General features: G+C 65.5%; 19 protein-coding genes. 5 read left to right on the top strand and 14 right to left on the bottom strand.

Annotation, left to right across the window (positions count from 1 at the left end):
- Positions 1 to 13: 13 nt before the first annotated feature.
- On the bottom strand, positions 14 to 1354 hold the full coding sequence (locus tag AC0WRY_RS19730; protein WP_194402462.1) for a caspase family protein: 1341 nt from the start codon (positions 1352 to 1354) through the stop codon (positions 14 to 16).
- A 131-nt stretch (positions 1355 to 1485) separates the two neighbouring features.
- Positions 1486 to 2367 (bottom strand): AraC family transcriptional regulator, encoded by an 882-nt coding sequence (locus tag AC0WRY_RS19725; RefSeq protein ID WP_491120556.1) that lies wholly within the window; start codon positions 2365 to 2367, stop codon positions 1486 to 1488.
- A gap of 245 nt (positions 2368 to 2612) precedes the next feature.
- Between AC0WRY_RS19725 and AC0WRY_RS19720 the strand changes: the two genes are divergently transcribed.
- Positions 2613 to 2864: a hypothetical protein gene (locus tag AC0WRY_RS19720; protein WP_491120554.1), complete on the top strand. Its 252-nt coding sequence runs from the start codon at positions 2613 to 2615 to the stop codon at positions 2862 to 2864.
- 78 nt (positions 2865 to 2942) lie between these two features.
- Here the strand turns inward: AC0WRY_RS19720 and AC0WRY_RS19715 are convergent, their stop codons facing one another.
- A complete protein-coding gene (locus AC0WRY_RS19715) occupies positions 2943 to 3644 on the bottom strand; it encodes a Crp/Fnr family transcriptional regulator (protein ID WP_194402459.1) in 702 nt (233 codons plus the stop codon).
- Positions 3645 to 3660: 16 nt separating this feature from the next.
- A complete protein-coding gene (locus AC0WRY_RS19710; protein ID WP_491120551.1) occupies positions 3661 to 3900 on the bottom strand; it encodes a hypothetical protein in 240 nt (79 codons plus the stop codon).
- Positions 3901 to 4057: 157 nt separating this feature from the next.
- On the opposite strand from AC0WRY_RS19710, the gene AC0WRY_RS19705 reads away from it, so the two are divergent.
- On the top strand, positions 4058 to 4795 hold the full coding sequence (locus AC0WRY_RS19705; protein ID WP_194402457.1) for a Crp/Fnr family transcriptional regulator: 738 nt from the start codon (positions 4058 to 4060) through the stop codon (positions 4793 to 4795).
- Between the two features lie 13 nt (positions 4796 to 4808).
- Here the strand turns inward: AC0WRY_RS19705 and AC0WRY_RS19700 are convergent, their stop codons facing one another.
- The 9 genes from AC0WRY_RS19700 to lptF all read right to left on the bottom strand — a co-directional run bounded on the left by AC0WRY_RS19700 (position 4809) and on the right by lptF (position 14914).
- Positions 4809 to 5525 (bottom strand): Crp/Fnr family transcriptional regulator, encoded by a 717-nt coding sequence (locus tag AC0WRY_RS19700; protein ID WP_194402456.1) that lies wholly within the window; start codon positions 5523 to 5525, stop codon positions 4809 to 4811.
- A gap of 340 nt (positions 5526 to 5865) precedes the next feature.
- Entirely contained in the window at positions 5866 to 6102 is a 237-nt protein-coding gene (locus tag AC0WRY_RS19695; RefSeq protein ID WP_211417363.1) for a hypothetical protein, read from the bottom strand.
- A 77-nt stretch (positions 6103 to 6179) separates the two neighbouring features.
- Positions 6180 to 7238, bottom strand: a complete 1059-nt coding sequence (locus AC0WRY_RS19690; RefSeq protein WP_491120548.1) for an alcohol dehydrogenase — start codon at positions 7236 to 7238, stop codon at positions 6180 to 6182.
- Positions 7239 to 7262: 24 nt separating this feature from the next.
- On the bottom strand, positions 7263 to 8120 hold the full coding sequence (rsmA, locus tag AC0WRY_RS19685; RefSeq protein ID WP_491120546.1) for a 16S rRNA (adenine(1518)-N(6)/adenine(1519)-N(6))-dimethyltransferase RsmA: 858 nt from the start codon (positions 8118 to 8120) through the stop codon (positions 7263 to 7265).
- Positions 8117 to 9157: a 4-hydroxythreonine-4-phosphate dehydrogenase PdxA gene (pdxA, locus tag AC0WRY_RS19680; protein ID WP_491120544.1), complete on the bottom strand. Its 1041-nt coding sequence runs from the start codon at positions 9155 to 9157 to the stop codon at positions 8117 to 8119. The genes rsmA and pdxA overlap by 4 nt, the downstream gene beginning before the upstream one ends.
- On the bottom strand, positions 9157 to 10095 hold the full coding sequence (locus tag AC0WRY_RS19675; protein ID WP_194402451.1) for a SurA N-terminal domain-containing protein: 939 nt from the start codon (positions 10093 to 10095) through the stop codon (positions 9157 to 9159). Before AC0WRY_RS19675 ends, pdxA begins: the two co-directional genes overlap by 1 nt.
- A gap of 69 nt (positions 10096 to 10164) precedes the next feature.
- Positions 10165 to 12651, bottom strand: a complete 2487-nt coding sequence (locus tag AC0WRY_RS19670) for an LPS-assembly protein LptD (protein WP_194402450.1) — start codon at positions 12649 to 12651, stop codon at positions 10165 to 10167.
- Positions 12651 to 13748, bottom strand: a complete 1098-nt coding sequence (gene lptG / locus AC0WRY_RS19665) for an LPS export ABC transporter permease LptG (RefSeq protein WP_194402449.1) — start codon at positions 13746 to 13748, stop codon at positions 12651 to 12653. Before lptG ends, AC0WRY_RS19670 begins: the two co-directional genes overlap by 1 nt.
- Positions 13745 to 14914: an LPS export ABC transporter permease LptF gene (lptF, locus tag AC0WRY_RS19660; protein WP_194402448.1), complete on the bottom strand. Its 1170-nt coding sequence runs from the start codon at positions 14912 to 14914 to the stop codon at positions 13745 to 13747. The genes lptG and lptF overlap by 4 nt, the downstream gene beginning before the upstream one ends.
- A 339-nt stretch (positions 14915 to 15253) precedes the next feature.
- Here lptF and AC0WRY_RS19655 point away from each other — a divergent pair, with 339 nt between their 5' ends.
- The 3 genes from AC0WRY_RS19655 (at position 15254) to AC0WRY_RS19645 (ending at position 17890) form a co-directional block, all read left to right on the top strand.
- Positions 15254 to 16753, top strand: coding sequence for a leucyl aminopeptidase (locus AC0WRY_RS19655; protein WP_194402447.1), 1500 nt, complete (start codon positions 15254 to 15256; stop codon positions 16751 to 16753).
- 7 nt (positions 16754 to 16760) lie between these two features.
- Complete coding sequence (locus AC0WRY_RS19650; protein WP_194402446.1) at positions 16761 to 17213, top strand: DNA polymerase III subunit chi; 453 nt, start codon at positions 16761 to 16763, stop codon at positions 17211 to 17213.
- A 191-nt stretch (positions 17214 to 17404) separates the two neighbouring features.
- A complete protein-coding gene (locus tag AC0WRY_RS19645) occupies positions 17405 to 17890 on the top strand; it encodes a hypothetical protein (protein WP_194402445.1) in 486 nt (161 codons plus the stop codon).
- A gap of 70 nt (positions 17891 to 17960) precedes the next feature.
- Here AC0WRY_RS19645 and AC0WRY_RS19640 read toward each other — a convergent pair whose 3' ends face one another.
- On the bottom strand, positions 17961 to 18881 hold the full coding sequence (locus AC0WRY_RS19640; protein WP_491120540.1) for a LysR family transcriptional regulator: 921 nt from the start codon (positions 18879 to 18881) through the stop codon (positions 17961 to 17963).
- Positions 18882 to 18886 lie beyond the last annotated feature (5 nt).

The following is an 18886-nucleotide window of genomic DNA, read 5'->3' as shown; positions in this document are numbered from 1 at the left end:
GAATGAAAAGGCATCAGCGGCCGGAGCCGTCGGCACAGACGGATCCGATAATGCGGCAAGCTTTGCCAGCCTTGCCGCATTCGTCAAGCGCGGCGTCCTTCGCGCGTTGGACGCCCTCGCGCTGGACCAGCGACCAGGATTTGTCGGAGATCGCAAAGGCGCCGCAGCTTCGGCCGTAGAAGGAAAGCTCGATCGGGCATTTGGCGCCGGCGCAATTGCCGCGCGCATCCGCCACCGCGGCGCGCCGCGAGGCGTGGTTCCAGGAGATCCCCCATTTGCTGCTGTCAGGCCCGTAGACGATCGAGCCCCAGGGCTTGAGATCCTCCATCTTGCGCATGCGCAGCAGCAGGCCTTCGGTCGGCTCCCCATTCGGCGCCATCGAGATCCGCTGCTGCAATTTCGTGATGGCGCGGGTCAGGCCGTCGGGCGTGTCAGGATCGAAATTGAGCTCGTAGAGCCGCTCGCTGAGCTCGCTGAGCAGCGCGGCATCGCGCAAGGGGACGCGGTCGGGATCGGCGCGCAGACGCTCCGCGGGCAGGGGATCCGGCTGCATCGCCGCGATCTGCGGCGGGGCGGTCTGCGTCGGAGCGACGAAATAAAACGTGCCGTCGATCGGCGACGACGACACCCAGGGCTGCTGCGCGCCCGCGGTTGCGCGCTTCACGGCAAGGCCGACCTGGTTGAAGGTCTGGAACACGTCGAGGCCCGCGACCCGGATCGTCGTCGCAAGCGCCTTGGTGTAAGGGCTGTGGCCATCGGCGCCGTCCTGGGCGACGTTGCCGGGCTGGGTCGCATAGGAGATCAGCGTGCCCTCGGGCGCGCGCATCTGCGCGAGGCCGCCATCGGATGATCGCAAGCCGCGTGAGCCGAACGGGTTGTTGCGGCAGGCATCGAGGATGACGAGGTTGAGCCGCGTGCCGGAGCCCTGCATCTGGCGCAGCACGAGGTTGACGTCGGTCATCTGGAAGTCGACATCCGCCTCGCGCGTCGGATTGGCGCTCACAGGCACGAGGTAGTTGGAGCCGGCTACCTGCACGCCGTGGCCGGCATAATAGAACAGCGCGACGTCGGCGCCCTGGACCTGCCGGCCGAAACTCTGCACCGCGACGTCCATCGCGCCCTTGTCGAGATCGAGCTGGGCGCGTCCGCCGATCAGGGTGAAGCCGAGCGCACCTAGCGTCTCCGCCATCAGGCCCGCATCCTTGGACGGATTGTCGAGCGGCGTGATGTTCTTGTAGGCGGAGTTGCCGACCACCAGCGCGACGCGCTTCTCCGCCGACGCCGGCTCCGCAGTGACGACGAGCAAGGCCAGCGCCGCCAGCCCCACAACGCGATTGAAAATCGCCGCGCGCATCAAAATTCCCCAAAATAATGGGGCAGTCTAGCAGCAAGGCGCGCCGGCGAAAAGCGCAAGGGAGCCGGTACCCCGGGGCTCGCGTGCCTGCGCACGCATCCCGGAATGACGGTGGACGCGGGGACAGACGTTCAATTCAGCGGCAGGAATAAATCCGCGGTCGCCTCGTGCTCGCCGACGTCGGGGGCGAAGCTCAGCCGCTGGCAGTAGATCGGGAAGTCGCGGGCTTCCTCGCCGCTGGCCGGCAGCCAGTCGCGATAGAGGTAGAGCGCGGCCGGCTCCAGATTGTCGGTGTGGCCGACGATGCGCAGCACCGCGCAGCGTCCACCGGGGATCTCGCCGGCCTTGATCGCTGCGCCGTTCGTTTCGATCGGACGGTCGGTTCCGACACAGAGGTCCACGCTGTAGTCCCCAAGCGAGGCCGGCCGCCGCTCGGATCGCCAGACGTTGAAGGTCGGACTGTTGCGTGGGTGCAGGCCGGCGGCTTTGCGCCAGGCGATGAATCGCTGGATGGTGGCGGGAAGCGTCGCCGGGTCGCCCCGATGCTCCATGATCGCCACCGCAATCGTCGGCACATCGCGGATCGTCACGTCGTCGCTGGTGAAGGTCTTCTGCATGAACTTGCTCCTCGCGTTGTCGAGAGGCCCGAAGGCCGCAAGCCACGGCTCCCAGTCGGGAGACTTCCGGAACGACGACGGCGATTGGCCGAACCGTTGCCGAAAGGCGCGGGCGAAGGCGTCAGGTGCGTCGTAGCCGGCATCCATCGCGATATCAGTGACGCTTTCGGCCTCGCTGTAGGCGAGCCGGTATGAAGCGCGCTTCATGCGGGCGAGCTGGATATAGCGATGCACGGACAGCCCGAAGGTCGCCGTGAACTGCCGGTGGAAATGATATTTCGAATAGGCTGCGACGCTGCTCAGCGCATCCAGGTCCAGATCCTCGTCGAGGTGCCGGTCGATGTGATCCAGCACCCGCTGCATCCGGGCATGGTAGTTCTGAAGCGCCGCCGTCATCGTTCCGTTCTCCGTGGCAGCACCAGCTAAAGCGCACGCGGACGTCAATTGCTCGACCGATCTTGCGGTTTTGCCATGGGGCGCGGAGCGCCGCCAAGATGCTTTCAGCTTGGGAAACTTATGATCTCCGCCGCCGTTGAATTGTGGCTGAGGAGACGTCATGCCGATCAAGGATCAGGTCGAGAATTTCGCCAGGAAGCTGGTGGAGCACCATCCCGATGCGGCAACCTTACATGGAGATGCCCATGAAAGCGCTCATTGCCGCGGTCGCATTCGCAGCCATGTCATTTGCAGCCACGTCATTTGCAGGCATGTCTGGCCCGGTCATGGCCCAGAATAAGGGTCCGGCTCCGCAGACCGGCATGGACAGGCCGGAAAATACCAACGGTGCCACGGAGAAAGGGACGATGGACACGGGCATGAATGCCAATCGGGCAAACCAGCCCGAAACGAAAGGCGTGTCCGGACAACGCAGGACAGACGACAAGAAGAAATAGCCAATCCCGCGCGCCGCGCCGTCGCCCAATGATCGATCGAGAGGATGGTGCGCCGGACCTCGCATTCATCCGCCGTGCTCAGGTCAGATAGTCCGGCGTGAAATCGGCGAGCTTGCGCAGCTCCTCAGGATGCAGCAGCTCGATCTCGCTGCCTTCCCAGGCGATCAATCCACGATGTCTCAGCTCCTGGATGGTGCGATTGACGTGGACGATCGAGAGCCCGCAGGCATCTGCGACGTGCCGCTGCGTCATCGGCATCTGGAAGCAGCCGTCCGTGACGAGGCCGACGACCTCCAGCCGTGCGGCGAGCTCGCAGATGAGGTGCGCGACCTTGGGCAAGGCCGCCTGCGCGCCGAGGCGCGCGATCCATTGCCGCGAGATCGCCGCATCGATCAGCGTCTCGCGCCAGAACGCGCGCGTCAAATGGCTCGAGCCGTCGAGAAGCTGCCTGAGCTGGCTGTGCGCGACAGTGCCGACGATGGTCGGTCCGAGGCCGACGAGATCCGCATCCATCGGCGAGACCAGCAGGGTGTGCAGGCATGGCATGTCGCCGGGAACGTGGAACGCGAGGATCTGGCTGCGGTCGCCGACGATGCGGGCCTGATACAGGAAGCCGCTGACGACGAAGACGCAGCGCGAGACGGCCTCGCCCTGGCGTAGCACGATCTCGCCGTCGGCGACCTGCCGCAGCGTGGAGGGCAGGGCGGCGATCTGTCGGCGTTCGTCCTCTGACAGGACTTCGATGGCCTGCAGACGTGTGATGAGCGTTGGGTGCGGCATGAGCCTTGCGTGCTGCTCAGGCGTCGCGCGGGACCGACGCTTCGGCGAAGCGGCGCGAGAGTTTTGCAAGACTCCAGTCGGAGACCGGCGCCGAACGGAACTCGCGGATGGCGCGGGCGAGCTCCTGATCCGACATCGGTCCCACCGGCTCCCTCAACGTGCCCTTGAAGAAAGCATCTTTGATGCAGTCGAAGTGCTCGTTGGGATCCGACGTGAACAGGTTGCGGATTCGCTGAAGAATCGTCGTAGGGCTCATGAAAGGACGGCTAAGTTCGCAGTCGAGGGTGATAGTTGAACGCGACGCGGATCGGTCGCAGATCGATTAGCAACCTGTGCTTCCGAGACGCGTTCTAGTCCGCTGAACCCAAGCCGGATGTATCATTTGATAGAACCGGCGTGATTTTTGGCGGACCATGGATAAAGCCCACGACGTGTTGATCCGGAACCTGTGCGAGCACACCGCGCTCGCCGAGGAGGATCTCGCCCAGATTCGCGCGCTCACCTTCACGCTGCGCGATTTGGAGCCGAACGAGGATTTCATCCGTCAGGGCGACGAGCCCGAACATTCGGTGCTGGTCGTCTCGGGCATGGTCGCGCGCTACCATCTGCTTGCCGGCGGCGGGCGACAATATCTCGCGTTCCACCTCACCGGCGACCTGCCGGACGCGCAGGGCCTGTTCATCGACCAGATGGATCACGGATTGAGCGCGCTCGGGCCGGCCTCGGTCGCCTTCATCCCGCATCGCGAATTGTTCACCGCGTTCCGGCAGCGGCCGAACTTTGGCCTGGCTGTCTGGCGCGAGACGCTGCTCGATGCCGCGATCTTTCGCGAGGCGATCACCAACAACAGCGCTCGGCCCATGCAGGCGCGCATGGCGCATCTGTTCTGCGAGCTGTTTTACCGCGCCCGCGCCGCACAGCTCGTTCGCGGCAATCGCTGCCCCTTGCCGATCAGCCTGGCGCAACTCGGCGAGACGCTGGGCATGGCGATCGCAACCGTGAACCGGACGCTCGGTGAGCTTCGGCGCAGCGGCGCCATGGACCTGCGCGAGGGCGAGCTGATCGTGCTGAAATGGCGCGACTTGCAGCGGCTCGGTGATTTCAGCCCGGTCTATCTGCACCAGAAACGGCAGTCGCCGCCGCTAACGTGAGACTGCCGGTGCGCTAGCCATCGGCGGGTGCCGCGCCCAGCACTTCGTCAAAATGCTTCTTGACCCAGTCGTTGCAGCGGCAGGCTCTGGCGTCGAGCGCCGCCGCGTCGAGGATCAGGATGGCGCCGCGGCGGGTGGCGAGGATGCGCCTCGCCTTGAACATCTGGATGACGCGGCTGGCATAGGAGCGGGAGACGCCCAGCATGCCGGCGAGCTGCTCGTGGGTGAGGGGAATCTCGGCCTGGCCGATACGTTCCTGCGCGGAGATGATCCACTTGGCGGCGCGCTGCTCGATCGAATGCGCAGCGTTGCAGGCCGCGGTCTGCAGCAACTGCGCGAACTGGCAGTCGGCATAGCGCGAAAACACCTCCTGCAGCGCCGCGGATCTCTGCTGCGCCTGCTCGAGCGCGCGCAGCGGCAGCCGGACGAGCGTGCCGCCCAGTTTCACGACGACGCGGGAATAGGCGAGTGGCGGATTGCGGCCGGCGGCAATACCCACCGCACCCTCGCGTCCGATCAACAGGCTCTCGACCTCGCGATCATCCTCGACCGGAACGGCGAACGAGACAAGCGTAGGGCCGCAGGGGAAATGAACCGCCGCCACGGCGTCACCGGCGTGATGCAGGATGTGGCTCGCCTCGACTTCGACCGGCTGGAGATAGGGTGCGAGAAGCTCGAAATCTCGTGGGGCAAGCTGACGGAGTAGATCGTTCTGGGGCCGACCGGTCACAGTTTCTTCTCTTGTCTGGCCGAGAATCGGCGCCGCCCAGAACCCTACGTTTCTGTGGCGGAACCAACGGTTCCAAAGTGCACACAAGACCTCGCCGAGAGCTGAAAAGTTGAGGCGACGGCTTTCCGGAATTCCGGAAAGCTCGCGCGGCGGGGATTGCAGGCGGCGCCCTCAGCGTCGATTGCCGCGAGGTCTGTTCAGGAGTGAACATAGCGGGGCCGCGGATTGGCGTACCGTCACAGCGCCAGGCGCCGTACCCCGTGCGCTTGGCCCGACGGACCGCCGGCCGCAATCCGCCTGAATGCCGCCGGGCCGGCGGCCCGAGGGCGGCAAGGATCTGTCAGCCGAAGCGCGCTTCGCGATCCCATGAGGATCGGCGTTTGGCCGCATGCGCGCGATAGGCGTCGATCGCCCGGTTGGCGAGCATCAGCTGCCGGCGTTCGCCGGTCCTGAGCTGGGCTTCGATGGCGTCGAGAATGACGTTCGCGCTCTCGTCGGGAGGGCCGAGCTCGCCGCTCTGCTCCAGGCAGCTCCAGGCGATGAAGAATGCGCTTTCGACAGTGCAACGAATGGACATGCGCTGCCAACGCGGCGGGGTCGAAGGCGTTCCGTGCGGCGGGCCCGACTTGCGCCAGGCCCGCAGCAAGCGATCGGTCAGTTCTTCAGCACGATGCGGCCGACGACCTTGCCGGCACGAAGCTCGTCGATCCATTTCTGGACGTCGCCCATCGGCTCCTCGCGCATCGGCGTCGGCTTGATCTTGCCGGCGCGCGCCAGCGCCATCAGCTCCTGGGCCTCGGCGAGCGTGCCGACCATGAAGCCCTCGATGGTCATGCGCTTGTAGACCCATTGCACCATCGGCAGCGTGAACTGGCCGCCCATCAGGCCGGAGACCACGATCTTGCCGCCGCGCGCGGCGACCGCGACCGCAAAGGCCATCGATTTCTCGTTGCCGGCGAAATCGACGATCTCATCGAAGCCGCCTTCGGTCTCTTTCAGGATGCGCTTGATCACGTCGGGCTCGGACGGATCGTAGGCGACTGCGGCACCGTTGTTCAGCGCGGTGTCGCGCGCGGCGGGCGAGAGGTCGGCGACCGTGATCGGCTGCTTGAACGTCGCCTGCGCGAACGACAGGCCCATCATGCCGACGCCGCCGAGGCCGATCAGCAGGAGGTTGCGCTGGCGCGGACGGTCGACCAGGCGCTTGAGCGCGCCATAGGCGGTGACGCCGGAGCACATCAGCGTCGCGGCCTGGTTGACGGGCAGGGGATCGTAGTCGAGCAGATATTTCGCGTCGGGCACCAGCACGTGGGTGGCAAATCCGCCATCGATGGACACGCCGAGGAAGCGCTGCTTCACGCAGAGGTTCTCATCGCCGTTGGCGCAATCGCGGCACTGGCCGCAGCCGATCCAGGGGAAGACGGCTTTCTTCGTGCCGACGAGATTGGCCGCGACGTCAGGGCCGACCTCGTCGACCACGCCGGCGATCTCGTGGCCCAGCGTGAAGGGCAGCGTCATGCCGCGCGTGGTGTCGAGCTTCTTGCCACCGCCGAGATCGGCATAGCCGTCCTGGATGTGCAGGTCGGAATGGCAGAGGCCGCAGCGCTCGATGCGCACCAGCACCTCGCGCCCTTGCGGCTTCGGCGTGTCGACGATGGTCTCGCACAAGGGCGCGTCGAACTTGACCAGGGACTGCCTGCGCATCAACGCCATTTTCTTTCCTCCGGAATTTCTTCGTTACTCGGCTTCGCTGCGTATATCCGCCAATTCCCGGGCCATGGCAACAAAGCCCGATATCGGAATGGTCTCGGCGCGCCGCGTCGCATCGACGCCGGCGGCCGCAGCAAGCCGCGCGGGATCGACGCCGAGCGACTTCAGGCTTTGGCGCAGCATCTTGCGGCGCTGGCCGAAGGCGCTGGCCGCGACCTGTTCGAGCAGCTTGCGATCGCACGGCAGTGGCGCTGCGCGCGGCGTGAGGCGCACGACGGAGGAGGTGACCTTCGGCGGCGGCACGAAGGCGGATGGCGCAATGTCGAACAGGATCTTGGTCTCGCAGCGCCAGTTGGCGAGCACGCCGAGCCGGCCATAGGCCTCCTCGTCCTCGTGCGCCACGATGCGCTCGCCGACCTCGCGCTGGAACATCAGCACCATCATGTCGTACCAGGGTGGCCAGGGCTCGGTGGTGAGCCAGTTGATCAGGAGCTGGGTCGCGATGTTGTAGGGCAAATTGGCGACGATTTTTGCCCGCTCGCCATTGAGCAACGGCCGGGGATCGAAAGTCATGGCATCGCCATGCACGATCTCGAGCCTGTCAGGGTAGCGCGCGGAAATATCCTGCAAGGCAGGGATCGCGCGCTCGTCGTGCTCGATGGCGATGACGCGTTTGGCGCCGAGCGCGAGCAGTGCGCGCGTCAGCCCGCCCGGGCCGGGGCCGATCTCGACGATGGTGGAATCCTCGAGCGGCGCCGCGGCGCGCGCGATGCGCGCCGTGAGATTGAGATCGAGCAGGAAGTTCTGGCCGAGCGATTTGCGCGCCGACAGCGCGTGCCGGCGAATGACCTCGCGCAGCGGCGGGAGGTCGTCGATCGCGCTCATCGGATGTTCGCGGCCGCCATGCGGCTGGCGAGCCGGAGCGCCGCGATCAGGCTGGCCGGATTGGCCTTCGCCGTGCCGGCGATATCGAAGGCGGTGCCGTGGTCGGGCGAGGTGCGGACAAAGGGCAGGCCGAGCGTGACGTTGACCGCGTTGTCGAAGGCGACGGTCTTGATCGGGATCAGCGCCTGGTCGTGATACATGCAGACGGCGCAGTCATAGGTGCTGCGCGCGGCCTCGTGGAACATGGTGTCGGCGGGCAGCGGGCCCCTGGTCTCGATGCCGTCGCCGCGCAGGGTCCTGAGCGCGGGGGCGATGACGGTCTGCTCCTCGTGGCCGAGCGAGCCGTCCTCGCCGGCATGCGGATTGAGGCCGGAGACCGCGATGCGCGGCCGCGCGATTCCGAAGCGGGATTTCAGCTCGGTTGCGACGATGCGCACGGTCGAGACGATCAGCTCGCTCGTGAGCTCTGCCAGGGCGTCGCGGATCGAGACGTGAATGGTCACGGGCACCACGGCGAGTTGCGGCGACCACAGCATCATCACCGGCTGCGGCACGCGCCCGTTCTCCGCGGCGAGCTCGGCGAGGAATTCGGTGTGGCCGGGATGTCGGAAGCCCGCGCGGTAGAGCACGCTCTTGGCGATCGGATTGGTGACGACCGCGCCGGCGCGGCCCTCGCGGACATCCGCGACCGCCTGCCGGATCGAGGCGAGTGCGGCGGGCGCGCTTGATGCATCGGGCTTGCCGGGCTCGGCGGTGGCGCGCTCGCCGGTGGCAACCACGGGCAGGGCATCGGTGAAGGCCGAAGCGGCCTCGCCGGGGCTCACCGCCGCGGTCCTGACGTCGGCCCCCAGCGAGGTGGCGAGCGCCCTGGCGCGGCGCGCGATCAGCGCCTCGTCACCGAGCAGATAGAAGGCGGGCAGGTTCAGCTCGCGGCGCCGCAGCCAGGCCGCGATCGTGATGTCGGGGCCGATGCCGGCGGGCTCGCCCAGGGTCAGCGCAAGAGGAAGGGGAAGCGCCTTTGCTGCGGAAGCGGCCATCAGCGATGGTTGCGATATTCGATCATCGCCGCCTTGCGGAGATCGTCGAGATAGGCCTTCTGGGTCTTCTCGTACTTCTCCTGATACATCTTCTCGCGGACCTCGCGCTTCTTCGGCGTGTCGATCATGGTCGGCTTGCGCGAGCACAGCACCACCATCTCGATGCCGTTCTTGGTCAGCTCGGGCGCGGTGAGGTGGCCGATCGGTGTGTCGTCGAGCACCTTGCGCAACGCCTCCGGCAGCTCCGCGGTGGTCTTGGTGACGCTGTCGCGGATGGTGGCGTTCGGTGTCGAGCGGAACAGCGAATTGGCTTCCTCGCAGCTTCCGACACGCGACCGATAGGTCTCGGCTTCCTTCTTCCGCGTCTCCAGGAACGCGGCGGACGAGCCGCGCGGCACGATCAGCACGATCGGCTGCATCTTGTATTCGGTGCCTTCGATCTGCAGCTTGTCGCCGGTCTGGGCCTGCACGGCCTGGGCGACGTCGCGTTCGCCGACCAGCAGCTTCTCCTTGAAGCGGCCGCGCACGAGGCTGGTCCAAACCATCTCGGCCTTCATGCGGCCCTTCAGCGTTTCGGGGCGCACGCCTTTGGATTCGAGCGACTTGGTGAGCTGCTCCGGCGAGATGCGCATGCGCTGCGCCATGCCCTCGTAGGACTGGTTGACGTCGGAGACGCCGGGATCGACCCCGTACTTCCTGCCCTCCTTCATCTTCACCTTGTCGTCGATCAGCTCGTTAATGACCTCCTGCCGGCTCGGGGTCTTCTGTGTCGTCAGCTGGTCGAGCTTGGAGCGCTGCTCGATGTCGAAATCGGTGATCGGATCGCCGTTGACCATGACGACGATGTTCTGCGCGCGCGAGGCCGAGGGCAGTCCGGTCAGGATCAGCCCGGCGCTGACGGCAAGGAGGAGGCGGAAAACGGGCAATAGGGTCGTCATGATTGTCGCTCGCATGTCAGCCGCGTCGAGCCTGTGATGAGGGCAAGCGCGGCCGGCACTTCAAACCGTTCACTGGAGGCCGGAGGAACTGCTGGCCGTCGTCGAGGTTGCCAGCGTGCGCAGGCCGATCTGGAACATGAACGCATGGCTCAGCACGGGCGGCGTGGTGCCCGCTGAATAACTATACGAAGTTACGTAGTTCGCCGCCAGCACGAAGCAATCGTCGACATAGCCCGCGCCGAGCACATATTGGTTGATCTTGTTGGCCTCGAGGTCCCACCGCGCCGAGCCCGACACCACCCAATTGTTCGCGACCTTCAGCGATCCCGAGGTCAGGATACCCTCACGGCGGGTCAGATAGCCGAGCTCCGGCTGCGCTGCGTAATTGCCGTACAGTACGCTGACCGACCAGCGATTGAAGTTGGCGCGGCCTTCCGCCTCGAAGCGCTGCACGTTCCAGGTCTGCTCATCCATGCGGGAGCGGACGCTGAACGTGTACGTGCTGTTGGGCGAATAGCTGGCGCTCGCGACGTAATCGGAGCGCGGCTTGTCCAGGCCGGAATTGAGGCCGGTGTTGATGCTGTCCTGGACCGCGAAGGAATTCATGCCGAACAGCTGGTAGGACTGGCCGAACAGCACCTTGACCGCGCCGCCCCTGTCGAACTGCGTGGTGGACTGCACGCCGACATTGGCGCGGCCGCCGCCCTCGACGCGGTCGTAGCCGGAGAACTTGTCGACGCTGAACAGGTTCGAGGCGTCGAACACCATGCTCTGGGCGTCCTCGTTCGGCAGCTTGCCGGCATAGGTCTCGTTCGGCCGGATGATGATCTGCGCGATCGGCTCGAGCGTGGTCGATCCCCAGGGCTGGATGTTGATGAAGGGGTAGCGATATTCGAGACCCACGGTCGGCATCAGGCGGAACGCCTGGGTGTCGCCGACGGGAAGATAGTTCGACACGCCCGGCTGGTTGGAGACCGAGGAATTGATCGCGTCGGCGCGCAGGCTCGCGAACGGCGTCCAGATCTGGCCGAGCGGATCGGTGAAGGACTTGCGCCATTGCGCTTCCGCCGTGAGGCGGGTGTAGGTGCCGGGGAAGCCGCGCAGCAGGCACTGCGAGGGCAGGCGCGCCAGCGGATCGGCCGATGCCGTCGTGCACAGGCTGCTCGTGTTGGCGGTCGTCGTGATCGGATCGAACGCCGCCTGCTCGCGCGACAGGTTCACGAAATTGGTCTTGTAGCTGAACTCGCCGCCGAACACCGGATAGTTGAGCACGTTGGAATAGTCGATCACCGGATAGACGATCGGCACCTGGCTCTGGTTGCCCGAATAGCTCAGCCAGTACATCGTGCGGGCGTCGAAGAAGCTGCGGTTGCCGACACCGGTCAGATAGAGCTGCGACAGCGCCTCCGTCGGCAGCAGCAGGAACGAGCCGAGCGGATCGCGGTACTGATAGAGGCGGTAGTCCGAGAAGAAATAGTAGTCGGACATCACGACGCCGTCCCAGCCCCAGACCCATTTGTCGTTCAGCGCGAACTGACCCTTGGTGTCGACGGCGCCGCGGAACTGGCGGTCGCCGGGCTGGCCGCTAAACGCGCCGGGATCGAGCTGGTCGATGCCATAGGCGCGGATCTGGTAGGCGCCGTCGATCAGGCGCTGGCGGAATTCGCCCTGCAGCAGCACGCCCTGTCGCGACAGGATGCGGGGGGTGATGGTTGCGTCCATGTCGGGCGCGATCGCCCAATAATAGGGAACCTCGACGCCGTAGCCCGTGTTCGACGTGCCGGCAATGTAGCCCGGCATCAGGAAGCCGCTCTTGCGCTTCACGGTCGGGTCGGGCGTCGAGAAATAGGGCATGTAGGCGAGGGGCACGCCGAAGAATTCGAGCTGTGCCGTCTCGAAATACAGCATCTTCTCCTGCTGGTCGTGGATGATGCGCGCACCCTTGACCTGCCACAGCGGCGGCTTCTTCGGATCGTCCTTACACGGCGCGCAGGCCGTGTAGACGCCGTTCTCGAACACCGTGTAGTTGCCGCTGGAGCGGTCGGCGCGGCTGGCGGCCATGCGGGTCTGGTCGGCCGTGTCCACGCGCAGCGAATCGACGAAACCGTCGCGGTAATCATCCGAGAGATCCATGATCTCGGCATAGGTGATCTTGCCGTCGGCATCCGTCATGCGGATGTTGCCTTCGGCATGCAGCCGCTTGGTCTTCTGGTCGTAGATGACCCTGTCGGCCTCGACGCTGGTTCCGTTGTAGAACAGCTGGACGTTACCGACCGCGGAAACACGCGAATTGTTGTAGTCGTAGTCGACCTCGGTCGCCTGAACCAGCATCTGGTTGTCGTTGGCGGCCTTCGCCGGCTTCGGACGCGGCGGCAGCGGATTGTAGGTGTATTGGGCGGAGGCCGGCGCCACGGCGGCAACGTCGATCAGCGCGCCGAGCGAGGCCGCCGTCGCGACAGCCATCACGATCCTGCGAAGAGACAAGCCGCACCCGTTCGCGCGCATCACCATGCGGCGCGTCAAACGAGACACGGGTCCTCGATGGACGGCAGTCACTAACCGTCCTCCTGGTACAACAAGGCCAAAAAGCCGGTGAGGCCGCCCACCACCACGGGCAACCACGCCGCAGCGATCGGATGCATCAACTCAGCCTTGCTCAAGTCTTCAGTCACTTTCGACAGAACGTAGAGCAGAAAGCCTGCGCCCACGCCACTCAAAACCATCTTTTGCACGCCGCCCATCCGGAAGAAGCGCAACGACACGGAGGCCGCGAGCATCACCATGGCGGCCAGCAAAAATGGCTGTGCCAGAAGCTTCTGATACTGGAGTCGGTATCCCGCTGTCGCGAAGCCCGAGCTTTCGGACGAGCGGATGTAGCTCGGTAGTTGCCAAAAGGACACAGTTTCCGGGGTGGAAAAGCTGTTGCGGACCTGCGCCTCGGTCAGCGTCGTCGGAATCTCGAGCGTGGCCTGGTCGATCGGCGGGGCGTCCAGCGAAAAGCGGCGGACGCCCTTGAACAGCCAGCGGCCGGCCTCGAGCGTCGCCTCGCGCGCCTCGACCCGCTCCTTGAAGTGCTGCTCGGGGTCGAACCGGAACAGCGTCAGCCCCGTGAGCCGGATGCCCTGCTGCTCGCTGCGCGCCGCATTGATGATGGTCTGGCCGTCGCTGGTCACCTGATTGAGCCAGAAGCCGGAGGCGTCCTGGATGCCGCCGCCGGGCGCCGAGCCGAACAGCTCGGCCTCCATGCGCTTGGAGGCTTCACGCAAATTGGCCGACATCGGATTGTAGGCGACCGTGGCGATCACGCCGATCAGCAGCGCACTGCCGAGCGCCGGCGAGATGAACTGCCATGCCGAGATACCGGCGGCGCGGGCGACCACGAGCTCCAATCGCCGGGAGAGGGCGAGATAGCAGGTCATGGCGCCGATCAGCATGCAGAACGGCGTCAGCTTCTCCAGGAGCTGCGGCACCCGGAACAGCGAGGTCTCGGCCACCATGAGCGCCGAGGCGGAGGCCAGTCCGGAGGTCTTGCGCACCATCTCGATATAGTCGACCAGCACCAGCAGCAGGAAAATGCTGGCGAACACGCCGAGCGCCGCGACCACGAAGCGGCCGGCGAAATAGCGCCCGAGTGTGTTGGTGAGCATGCTCATGCGGTGGCCGGACGTCCGAACAGCCGCGCGATGCGCGCATTCGACCTGTTGATGGCCTCCATCAGGCCGGGGGGCGGCTCGACCACGACGCCGCTGATGATCATCCACAGCCCGACGCCGATGGCGCCGAAGACCATCGCATATTGCACCAGCACCGGGCTCGACGACTTCACCGCCATCACCGAGCAGGCAAAGCCCGCCATCCGCAGGCCGAACACCGCGATGATCGACGAGCCGATCGAGAAGTTGCGGCTCTGGCGGGTGGTGCGCGGCGCTCCGAGGAAGGCGAAGGTCAGCACGGCAAAGGCAAACGGATAAATCGGAGCCAACAGGCTGTCATGCAGGGCCGAGCGGAATTGCCCGGGGATCTGCTTGTAGACGGGGTCGTCCTCGGACGGCGAGAACAGCTCCCACAGATAGCGCTCGCGGATGCCCAGGGTGACGTCGCGGCCCTGGTTGGAGAATTTCGACATGTCGAAGCCGTAGCGGCCGAAAGCCACCAGCGCCGGATCGCGCTTGCCGGCCTCGAAGCGCTGGAGATTGCCGGTCTCCAGGACCAGGAACGAGCCGGTCTCGTTCTTCACGACCTCGCCGCGTTCTGCGACGATCGAGACGCGCTCGTTCGGATCGCGGCGGTCGTCGATGAAGATGCCGGCCAGGATGCCGCCGGGCTGGCGCTCGCGAATCCGGATCGTGAGGTTCTTGTCCAGCTGGGCAAAGCGGCCGGGCTGCAGGATGTTGGTGAGCACGTCCGCGGTGATCTCGGCGTCCCACTGCTTGATTCGCCGCATGCCGTCGGGGGCCAGATAGGCGGCGATGAAGGCAACCAGCAGCGCCACCACGCAGGTGGCGTAGAAGAACGGATAGAACAGCCGGAATGGCGAGAAGCCGGCGGCATTCATCACGATGATCTCGGAATCGGTCGCGAGCTTGTTCAGCGTATGCGAGATCGCGATCATCAGCGCGATCGGCGAGATGATCAGGACCAGGGCCGGGATGACGAGGCTGGTGATGCCCAGGAAGGTGAGGATGGTCTGACCCTGGCTCGTCATCAGGTCGATGCCGCGCAACGCCTGCGTAATCCAGATCACGCCGGTGAGGCTGACCAGGACCAGCGCAAACGACGCCAGCGTCGTGCGGAAGATATACTTATCGATCGACCCCATGCGCTACCGCACGAATCCCACCAAGTCCCCAATGTCGGCCGAAATTCCGCCGGTCCAACCAATCCCGAGCAGGGGATCCCCAAGGTTGGCCAGCGCCTCTTCCGCCAGCTTACTCTCTCACTACCATCCCTTTGATCCGTCAACAAAATGGCTGCCCCATGGCACCCTCAATATATGGTTAATATTTCGCTCGTTGTGGCCCGCCGGCCACGGGGGCGCTTGGCATCTGCCGGGCCGCTGGCCCATAGTGCGCAAGGCTCACTGAATCGCCGTTCAAATCCGTCGCCCCGCCAGGACCCGTGAACGGCAAAAAGACCAAGAATTTTGAAGGAGTTACCCATGTCCGATGCCATCAAGGTCGGCTTCGTCCCGCTGTCATCAGCCGCCCGTGGCATCCTGGTCGTGTTCTGCGACGACAATCTGAAGGTCGGCCCCGCGACGGCCAAGGCGCTGGGCGGCGCCGTCGACCTCGTGAAGCGCGCGGCCGCCGCTGCCGCCTTCAAGGGTAAAAGCGGGGCGGCGCTGGACGTCCTGGCGCCGGAAGGGGTGAAGGCCACCCGCCTGATCGTGATCGGCGCCGGCAAGGCGGCCGGCCTGAAGGCGAACGATTTCCTCAAATTCGGCGGTGTGGCGGCGAGCAAGCTTCCCGCAGGAAGCGCCGCCATGACCATCATGGCGGAACTGCCCGATGGTGCGATGGGAAGCGAGCAGGCGGTTGCGATCGCCTCGGGCCTGCGCCTGCGCGCCTACAAGTTCGACCGCTACAAGACCAAGAAGAAGGACGGCGAGGAGGGGGCCCCGCGCGCCGACATCTCGCTTGCGGTCGGCGATGCCGCTGCCGCGAAGAAGGCGTTTGTCGCGGCCGGCCACGTCGTCGACGGCGTGATCATCGCGCGCGACCTCGTCAACGAGCCGCCGAACGTGCTCTTCCCCGAAGAATTCGCGCGCCGCGCCAGTCAGCTCCGCAAGCTCGGCGTCAAGGTCGAGGTGCTCGACGTCAAGGCGATGCAGAAGCTCGGCATGGGCGCGCTGCTCGGCGTCGGCCAGGGCTCGGCGCGGCCGAGCCGGACCGTGATCATGCGCTGGGACGGCGGCAAGAAGGGCGAGGCGCCGGTCAGCTTCATCGGCAAGGGCGTCTGCTTCGACACCGGCGGCATCTCGATCAAGCCGGCCGGCAGCATGGAGGACATGAAGGGCGACATGGGGGGCGCAGCCTGCGTCGTCGGCCTGATGCACGCGCTGGCGGCGCGCAAAGCCAAGGCCAACGTGGTCGGCGCCATCGGCCTCGTCGAGAACATGCCCGACGGCAATGCGCAGCGGCCGGGCGATATCGTCACCTCGATGTCGGGCCAGACCATCGAGATCATCAACACCGACGCGGAGGGTCGCCTCGTGCTGGCCGACGTGCTCTGGTACGTCGCCAAGAAGGTGAAGCCGAAATTCATGGTGGACCTGGCGACGCTGACCGGCGCGATCGTGGTCGCGCTCGGCACCGAGCATGCCGGCATGTTCTCCAACAATGACGAGCTTGCCGAACGCCTGCTGGCGGCCGGCACCGAGAGCGGGGAAAAGGTCTGGCGCATGCCGCTCGGTCCCGAATACGACAAGCTGATCGATTCCCAGTTCGCCGACATGAAGAACACCGGCGGCCGTCATGGCGGCTCGATCACCGCGGCGCAGTTCCTGCAGCGCTTCGTCGACGGCACGCCCTGGGCCCATCTCGACATCGCCGGCACCGCCATGGGCGCGCCGAAGACCGACATCAACCACAGCTGGGGCGCGGGCTACGGCGTCCGTCTGCTCGACCGCCTGGTCGCCGATCACTACGAGCGCAAGTGACCTCGCGATGACGGAAGTGCTGTTCTACCATCTGCAAAACATGACGGTGGAGAACGTCTTGCCGCCGCTTCTCGAGAAATCGCTCGAGCGCGGCTGGCGCGTCGTGGTGCAGTCGACCTCGGAGGAACGGGCCGACGCGCTCGACGCCCATTTATGGACCTATCGCGACGATTCCTTCCTGCCGCACGCGACATGGCGCGTGAACGATGCCGCCGATCAGCCGATCGTGCTGGCGATCGAGGAGGGCAATCCCAACGGCGCCCATATCCGCTTCCTGGTCGACAATGCGGCCCTCCCAGAGGACGCGCAGGGCTATGCGCGCATGGTGCTGCTGTTCAACGGTGATGATCCGGATGCGCTGGCGCTCGCCCGCAGTGCCTGGACGGATTGCAAGGCGAAGGGATTTGATGTCACCTATTGGCAGGCCGACGAACGGGGCCGGTGGCAGCGTCGGAATTAGCGTCCTTGGCGATCATCCTTTGCAATCGTCCTTGGCAATTAATGATAATTTGGACTTTTCGGGCGATGCTGGCTTTTGTCACCTTCGTGCCGCAAAGTGATGTTGGGACAATCGCTTAGGGCTGGTCCTTCACGCGGGGAATTTGGTTTATCGTGCGACATCAAAAGCTTCCCAGGTCGCTCATAGTTGCGTTGGCTGCAATAGCACCGCTGGTCGCGGGCTGTTCGAGCGGGACCGACCTGTTGTCGAAGGACGCGGAATGGTTCCAGAAGCCGGGCCGCATCTTCATCAAGAACATCTCGATCGAGTCGCCGCCGCTGACCCCCGACAAGCCGGTCGGAGCTGAGGATCTCGTCAGTGCCGACGGGGCCTGTGCCGGCATGACGCCGCCGCCCGGGCCGGCCGATGCCAACGCATCGACGACGGCGCCGTCGCCGATGGGCGGCACGGTTGCGCTCGGCCACACCGAATGCGACGTGGTGCGCGGCATCGGCGCGCCCTCGAACGTCAACCTCTCCAACGATGCCGCCGGCCGCCGCGTCGCCGTCGTCACCTGGACCACCGGCCCGCGCGCGGGCATCTATACCTTCACGGCGGGCCGCCTGTCCTCGATCGAGGGCAATCCCGAGCCGCAGCCGGTGCCGAGGGCGGCCAAGCCGAAGAAGAAGCACGCGTAAGCGAATGCTCGTGCTTCCGATGCCGCGCCAATAAACGCGGCTGTCTGTACGGTTCGCGCCGCTGTCATCCCTAAGTCCGCGCGCCGTTCTTCTCGATGTGACTCCAAAACGCCTCGGCGGCCTTGGCCAGCCGCAGCTTCGGCCGGAACACGTGGATCTCGATCGGCACGTGCCATTCCGCGCCGCCTGCTGCGACGATCTCGCCGGAGGCAAGCTGATCGCTGATCAGGCTTTCGGGCAGCCAAGCCATGCCGCGGCCGTTCTGCACCATCGTCACCAATAGCTTTGCAAGATGCGAGGTGAAGGTCGGGCGTAGATAGACGTCGTCCCGCGAGGTCGCACGCACGGATTCGAGGATTCGCCCCATGCCCGATTCAGGACGGAAGCTCAGGAATGGGACCGGCGCGGCTGCCGAGCCCGGCAACTTGAAACGCGGCTTGCGGCTCCGGCCTGAAAGCGGCACCGATGCAGGGATGAGCCTGTCGTTGCCGACGTGAAGCGAGCGGAAATGCGAAGGCGTCAGCGCCGTGGCTGCCGCCGGATGGTAATGGCAGAGCAGGAAGTGCGCATCGCCCGCCAGCAGGATCCGTTCGCAGGCCTCCATGTGGTTGGCGACGAGCTGCACGTTCGGCACGAACGACAGCTCGGTCTCGATGCCGCGCAGCCAATCCGGGAAGAAGGTCAGCGACAGCGCGTTGGTCGAGGCGAATTTCAGCACGTCGGACGCGCCGCGGGCCCGCTCCTGAGCATCGAGCCGGCCGGCGGCGAGCCGGCGCAGGACGTCCTCGGCGATGTCGCGAAACCCTTCGCCGGCCGGCGTGAGATTGACGCTGTGCGTGGTGCGCTCCAGCAGAGGTGCGCCGGTCCAGACCTCGAGCGCCTGGATTCTGCGGCTCAGCGCCGGCTGTGAGCAATTGCGTTGCTCGGCCGCCCGCGAAAAGCTGCGCGTGGTCGCAACCGCGATGAAATCGTGCAGCCAATTGATCTCCATCGCAG

The organism is Bradyrhizobium sp. T-12 (assembly GCF_058314695.1).
This window is presented reverse-complemented; position numbering and strand designations above follow the sequence as displayed.